This window comes from Corallococcus sp. AB045 (assembly GCF_003668895.1).
Classification (GTDB): domain Bacteria; phylum Myxococcota; class Myxococcia; order Myxococcales; family Myxococcaceae; genus Corallococcus; species Corallococcus coralloides.
This window is the reverse complement of the sequence record NZ_RAWN01000329.1, coordinates 1-6,301: the sequence shown is the minus strand read 5'-3', so window position 1 is coordinate 6,301 and position 6,301 is coordinate 1. Positions and strand designations below refer to the sequence as shown.

General features: G+C 71.5%; 6 protein-coding genes. 5 read left to right on the top strand and 1 reads right to left on the bottom strand.

All coding sequences use genetic code 11. The features are described 5' to 3' along the window. The coding region (locus tag D7Y21_RS39655) for an SGNH/GDSL hydrolase family protein (protein ID WP_147469516.1) at positions 1-545 on the top strand (545 nt) is incomplete at its 5' end. 45 nt (positions 546-590) lie between these two features. On the opposite strand, the gene D7Y21_RS39650 is transcribed toward D7Y21_RS39655, so the two are convergent. Further along, a complete protein-coding gene (locus D7Y21_RS39650) occupies positions 591-2,516 on the bottom strand; it encodes a diguanylate cyclase (protein WP_121718481.1) in 1,926 nt (641 codons plus the stop codon). A 216-nt stretch (positions 2,517-2,732) separates the two neighbouring features. Between D7Y21_RS39650 and pgeF the strand changes: the two genes are divergently transcribed. The 4 genes from pgeF to D7Y21_RS39630 form a co-directional block, all read left to right on the top strand. Beyond that, positions 2,733-3,491 (top strand): peptidoglycan editing factor PgeF, encoded by a 759-nt coding sequence (gene pgeF / locus D7Y21_RS39645; RefSeq protein WP_121718480.1) that lies wholly within the window; start codon positions 2,733-2,735, stop codon positions 3,489-3,491. 88 nt (positions 3,492-3,579) lie between these two features. Beyond that, positions 3,580-4,449: a tetratricopeptide repeat protein gene (locus D7Y21_RS39640; RefSeq protein ID WP_370039924.1), complete on the top strand. Its 870-nt coding sequence runs from the start codon at positions 3,580-3,582 to the stop codon at positions 4,447-4,449. 27 nt (positions 4,450-4,476) lie between these two features. Beyond that, entirely contained in the window at positions 4,477-5,691 is a 1,215-nt protein-coding gene (locus D7Y21_RS39635; protein WP_121718479.1) for a LysM peptidoglycan-binding domain-containing protein, read from the top strand. A 141-nt stretch (positions 5,692-5,832) separates the two neighbouring features. Beyond that, positions 5,833-6,301 (top strand): DNA-processing protein DprA (locus D7Y21_RS39630; RefSeq protein ID WP_199735589.1); only part of this gene is annotated, 469 nt, incomplete at its 3' end.

Genomic DNA, 6,301 nt, shown 5'->3' with positions numbered 1-6,301 from the left:
GGGCGTCGCAGGGCGGGGGCTATCCCGACCGGCTCGCCTCCCGCCTCCGGAAGGACGGCCTCCCCGTGGGCCATAGCAACCTGGGGCAGAGCGGTGCGCGCGTGCGCGACATCGTCAACAACGCCCTCAAGCGCGTCATCGCGTTGCAGCCCACGCTCATCACCCTGGGCGTGGGCACCAACGACATCTGGCGCGGCACCGAGGTGGCGGAGTTCGAGGACGACCTGGACCGCATCGCCCGGCGGCTGAAGCAGACCGGCGCGTCCATGGTGGTGGTGAACCTGGCGGACATGGCGCTCGCGCCGGTGGCGAAGATGGTGCCCAGCGCGCTGTACGAAGGGCGCATCGAGCCGTTCAACGACGCCATCGCCTCCGTGGCCCGCTCACACGGGCTCCACCTGGTGGACCTCTACACCGCCAGCCGGGAGATGATCCCCCGGCGCCCGGACTTCTTCTGCTCGGATGGCTTCCACCCGTCCGCGGAGGGCTACGAGGAGTGGGCGGACCTGATGCTCCCCGTGGTCCGCACGCTCGTGCGGCGGTAGGCCCCGGCTCGGAGGAGCGGGGCAGGGCGCCTTGACGCCCCGCGCTCAGGCCTTCGCGATGCCGGAGGGCGCGGGCGGAGTGGACGGCGCGTCCGCGGGCGGCGCGTTGATGCTGCGCTCGCGGCCGGGGTGGACCTCCATGCCGGGCTCGAACGCCGTCACGCGGTTGCGGCCCGTCCGCTTGCTGCAATAGAGCGCCGAGTCCGCGCAGTCCACCAGCGTGTCCTGCGCCGTCGCGTCCGTGGGGAAGTGCGAGACGCCGATGGACACCGTGACATGCCCCCCGGGCAGCCCCGGACGGCTGAGCGTGACGGAGTCCGCCACCGCGCGGCGCAGCGTCTCCGCCACCTCCACCGCCGTGGCCTTGGACACCTGCGGCAGCAGCAGCACGAATTCCTCGCCGCCGTAGCGTCCCAGCGTGTCCACCTTGCGCGCGCGGGTCCGGAGCACGTCGGAGACCCGGCGCAGCGTCTCGTCCCCGGCGCGGTGTCCGGCCAGGTCGTTGAGCCGCTTGAAGTGGTCCACGTCCACCATCAGCAGCGCCATCGGCACGCCGAAGCGCTGGGCCCGCGCCAGCTCCAGGTCCAGGCGCTGGAAGAGGTGGCGGCGGTTGGGCACGCCCGTGAGCGCGTCCGTCAGCGTGAGCTTCACCGTCTCCGCGTGCAGGCGCGCGTTCGTCACCGCCGTCGCGGCCTGATCCGCCACCGCGGTGAAGAGCTCGATCTCCTCCGCGGAGATGCTCGCCGTCTCCGGGCGCTGGAAGTTGATGACGCCCAGGAGCGTGTCCGCGTGCACCATGGGCACCGCCAGCAGCGAGCCCTGCTCCGAGCCGCCGCGCAGCCCGCGCCGCGCGAAGACGCTGGTGCTGTCCGTCAGGTCCGGCAGGTACACCGCCTTGCGCGCCTGGGCGGCCCGGCCGCATGCGCCCTCGCCCATGGCGAAGGTGTGGCCCTCCAGGCCCCGGCCCCGCGGCCACGCGTGCTTCACCTCCAGCAGGCCCTCCTCGTTGAGGAGCATGATGGAGAAGTCCGGGATGTGCAGGCGCTCCACCACCATGCGGGTGATGCGCGACAGGAGCTCGTCCAGCTCCAGCGTGGTGTTGAGCGAACGGGCCACGTCGAACAGCAGCGACAGCTCCGTCAGGCGCTCCTCCAGCTCGTCCTTCAGCGCCAGCTTCTCCTTCACCAGCTGAAGGTCGCGGTGCGTGTCGATCTCCTCCACCTTCATGGAGGTGAGCCGCGCGAGCATCTGGTTGAAGGCCGCGCCCAGCCGGGAAATCTCATCCGTGCCCCGGGCCTCCGCGCGCACCAGCAGGTCGCCGTCCGCCGCGCGGCCCATGGCCTCGCTCAGCCGCTTGAGCGGCGCGGTGAGCACGAAGCGCAGCGACAGCCAGGTGACGAGCCCCAGGATGCCCACGAAGAGCACCATCGCGCCCAGCGCGTCCTGGAACACCGTCTGGAGCTGGCGCGTCAGCGCGGGCTCGCCCATGCGCACCTGCAGTACGCCCATGCGCTGCGCGGCCTCGCCGGTGTGACAGCCGGAGCACTCCGGACCGCCCAGGGGCCGCACCACCTCCGTGCCGTGGTCGCTGGAGCGCGCCGTCTCCGGCCCCGTCGCGGACAGCCGCGCGGCCTCCGGGTGCGGGTGGCCCTGCTCGGCCGGCCGCCGGCTCCACCGGATGCGCCCGTCCGGCGTCAGGACCCGCAGGTCCTCCACGGAGCGGAAGAGCCGCGTGTCCGACGACAGCACCTCCGCCACCGCGCCATGGGGAGCCGCGCCCGGCACCTGCGGCAGCGTAAACGTGGAGGCGACGGCCTCCGCCAGTGCGAGCGCCTCCAGGTGCGTGCCTTCCCGCACCGCTTGTCGCGCCTCGCGCGAGAAGTGGCCCACGCCCAGGAGCGCCACCACCAACCCGGGCAGCGCGATGCTCCACAAGAGCTTCCTGCCAATCGTCTCGGAACCGAGGGCCATGTGCGGGGCGCAGTGTGCTTCGTGCATTCGCGTTCTGTCCGCGAGTGACGGAGTGTTGAAAATTGTCAGGGGCATGACACGCCCTGTCAAACGTACCGGTGTCGAAATATTGAAATGGGGGTGTGGGTCCTCGGCGGTTTCCTGTTTTCACGGGCTGTACCCGTGACACGGTGGGCGCACTCCCGAAAACCGAGCCCGGTGATAGGAAATCCGCCCATGACCCTGCCCGTGTTCCTCACATCCGCGCTGCTGCCGGTGCCCCATGGCTTCGCCACGCGCGCGGGTGGGGTGTCCGAAGGGCCCTACGCGTCGCTGAACCTGGGCTTCTCCGTGAACGACGAGCGCCCCCGGGTGGAGGAGAACCACCGCCGGCTGGCCCAGGCCGCGGGCGCGCGTCTGGGCGCGCTCTGCCGGGTGTCGCAGGTGCACGGCGACACGGTGCTGGAGGCGCGCGGCGAACCCGACGACCTGCTGCGCCCGACGCTGGGCGAGGCGGACGCGCTCTGGACGGAAGGGGAGGGCAGTTGGGTGGCGGTGGGCACCGCGGACTGCGTGCCGGTGCTGATCGTGGACCCGCGAGCCAGGCGCGTGGCGGCGGTGCACTCCGGATGGAAGGGCACGGACCTGGAGATCAGCGCCCGCACGGTGGAGGCGCTGGTGGCGCGGGGCAGCCGGCCGGAGGACCTGCTGGCGGCGGTGGGCCCCTGCATCCAGGCGTGCTGCTACGAAGTGTCCCCGGAGCTGGGCGACCGCTTCCGAGCGCGCTTCGGCCCGGAGGTCGTCCGGGCGGGGGACAAGCCGCACCTGGACCTGCCACTCGCAGTGAAGGAGTCCCTCCTGAAGGCGGGCCTGAAGCCGGAGCACGTGGACGTGCTACAGGCCTGTACGGCGTGTGATCCGGACCGGTTCTTCTCCCACCGCCGGGACGCGGGGCGCACCGGGCGTCACCTCAACTACGTGCTGCACCGCTTCTAGCGGAGGCCCGCCGGGGTCGTTTTCTTGACGGTCTCCGACCGGCCTTCCTATCCTCGACCTGGAATTCCCTCCGTCCAGGCTCGTGCCGGTGCGTCCCTTCCTCTTCCGCCTGTTTGCCGCTGTCGCGCTGTCCGCGCCGACCGCCTGCGCCACCACCGCTGCTTCGCAGACGGAAGTGGGCCGGCTGGAGGCGGAGGTGCGCACGCTGCGCGCATCCCAGGCGTCGCTGCTGGAGCGCCTGGAGCGGTTGGAGAACCGCGACGCCGTCTCGCGAGCCCGCACCGCCGCCCCGGCCCCCGCCGCAGCGTCCCCGAAGGCCACCGCGAGCTCGAAGCCGGAGGCCGCCTCGCCGGAGGCGGGCGAGTCGCTGAGCCTGGCGCCGGCGGAGCTGACGGTGGTCCGGCTCAAGCCGAAGAAGGAACCCGCGCCGCGCATCAACACGGCGGTGGCGGTGATGGAGCCGGACACGGACCAGATGGAGATGTTCATCTCACCGGTGGAGGGCTCGTCGGGGACGGGCTCGGTGGGCTCGATGGGCTCCACCACGGCCGCTCGCATGGAGCCGCCGGAGAAGGACCCGGACATCCTCGACGCCGAATACGAGCGCGCGGTGGCCATGCTGCGCACCGGCAACGTGGAAGGCGGCGTGGAGACGCTCACGCGCTTCGCGGCGGAGAACCCTCGCCACCCCCGCGCCGACAACGCCCTGTACTTCAGCGGCCTGGGCCAGATGGGGCTCAAGGACGCGGCCGGCGCGGCCAAGACGTTCGAGAAGCTCATCAAGAACTACCCCGCTGGGGATGCCGTCCAGGACGGCATGCTCCGGCTCGCGGAGTGCCGGGTGCGGCTGAACCAGGCCGTGGATGCCCGAGCCCTCTATACCCGCGTCGTCACCCAGTTCCCGGGGACGGCCGCCGCCACGCAGGCGGAGCAGCGGCTCGCCGCGCTCTCGCCGTAAGCCCTTTTTGTGAAAGGACGTCGTCCGATGCGCTCCCGGATCCTCGCCACCCTGCTCGTGCCCCTCACCGTCGCGCCGGCATGGACGGCTTTCGCCCAGGACGCGCAGGAGGAGGAGCCCCAGCCGTCCGCCGAGACGGAAGGGCAGGACATCTCCGACGACGTGGAGCAGCGCCCCACCTCCGTCACGCTCCCGCCCGGCGCCGCGCAGGGCCGTGAGAGCGCGCCCGGCCAGGTGCACACGGTGGAGACCGGCGACACGCTGTGGGACCTGTCCCAGCGCTACCTGGGCAGCCCCTGGTACTGGCCCAAGGTCTGGTCCTACAACCCGCAGATCGCCAACCCGCACTGGATCTACCCGGGCAACAACGTGAAGTTCTTCCCGGGGGGTGAGGAAGTGCCCGCGCGCGTGGAAGGCGGGGACCTGCCCTCCGACGACGTGACGGCGCCCGCGGACGTGAGCGGCGGCAGCCTGGTGTCGGTGGTCGGGAAGATCGGCTACGACCCGGCCAAGTCCAGCCCGGTGACGACCAAGGGCTTCGTGACGACGCGCGAGCTGGACGAGGCGGGCCGCATCGAGGGCTCGACCTCCGAGGCGCTGATGCTCTCCGCTCCGGAGAAGGTCTACCTGCGCTTCAAGAAGCGCGGCGCCGCCAAGATTGGCGACCGCTACGTCATCTTCCACACCGTGGAAGAGGTGAAGCACCCGGTGACGAACGCGCGCACGGGCTACCTCACGGAGCTCCTGGGCACGGTGCAGGTCGTCGCCATCAACAACGAAGTGGTCACCGCGCGCATCATGGAGACGTGGGACCCCATCTCCCGCGGCGACCTGGTGGGCCCCTCCAGCGAGAAGCTGTCGGAGCGCATCTCCCCCAAGCCCAACAGCAAGGAGATCCCCGGCTTCGTGCTCACGCCGATGACGCCGGGCCAGACGCTGCTGGGCGAGCACAACTTCGTCGTCGTGGACCGCGGCACCGCGGACGGCGTGCAGGTGGGCAACACCTTCACCATCGAGCGCCGGGGCGACCCCAGCCTGGATGTGCTCGGCCGCAGCGACTACAAGATGGGCGACGCGGGCAAGGGCCAGAAGACCTACCCCTGGGAGGCCGTGGCCCAGTGCATGGTCACGGAAGTGCGTGAGCGCACCTCCAACTGCCTGATGACCCGCTCCATGGTGGAGGTCTCCGCCGGCGACCGCGCCACCATGCGCAAGGACGGAACGCCCACCGCCAGCCGCTGAACGAAGGCGGCGATCGGCAGGAATGCTGCATTCCGACCCGCCCGGGAAGGGCGGGTCGCTTGACCCTCGAAGAACCGGTGTTATGTGTCACGCCCCTCCCGGGACCACCTCTATATAGGTGGGAAACAGGCGGGGGACGGCATGGCGGACACAAACACGGATACGCACCTACACTGGGACGAGCAGCGCGCCACCCTGGCGCTCTGGGCCATTGCTGGCCTGGGGCCCCGGACGTTGGACGCTGTGCGCGCGTTCGCCGGTGGGGCGCTGTCCCGGCTCGCGTCCACGCCCGTGCGGGACTGGGTGGCGGATGTCCCGGTGCCCGCGACCGTCCGTCAGCGACTGGGCGCCGTCGCATCGCTGGACGCCCTGGCGTCCCGGACGGAAGAGGCCTGTGCCCGGACGGGGCTGCAGGTGGCCTTCGCGGGCTCGCCGGCCTATCCCTCCCGGCTGGTGGGGGTGGAGGACGCGCCTCCGCTGCTGTTCCATCTGGGCAACCCGGGGCCGCCCCGGCGCAGGCTGGCGATGGTGGGCAGCCGTCATCCGGATCAGGGCTTCCTGCCGTTCGCGCGCACCTTCGCCCGGAAGGTGGCGGAGGCCGGGGTGGGGG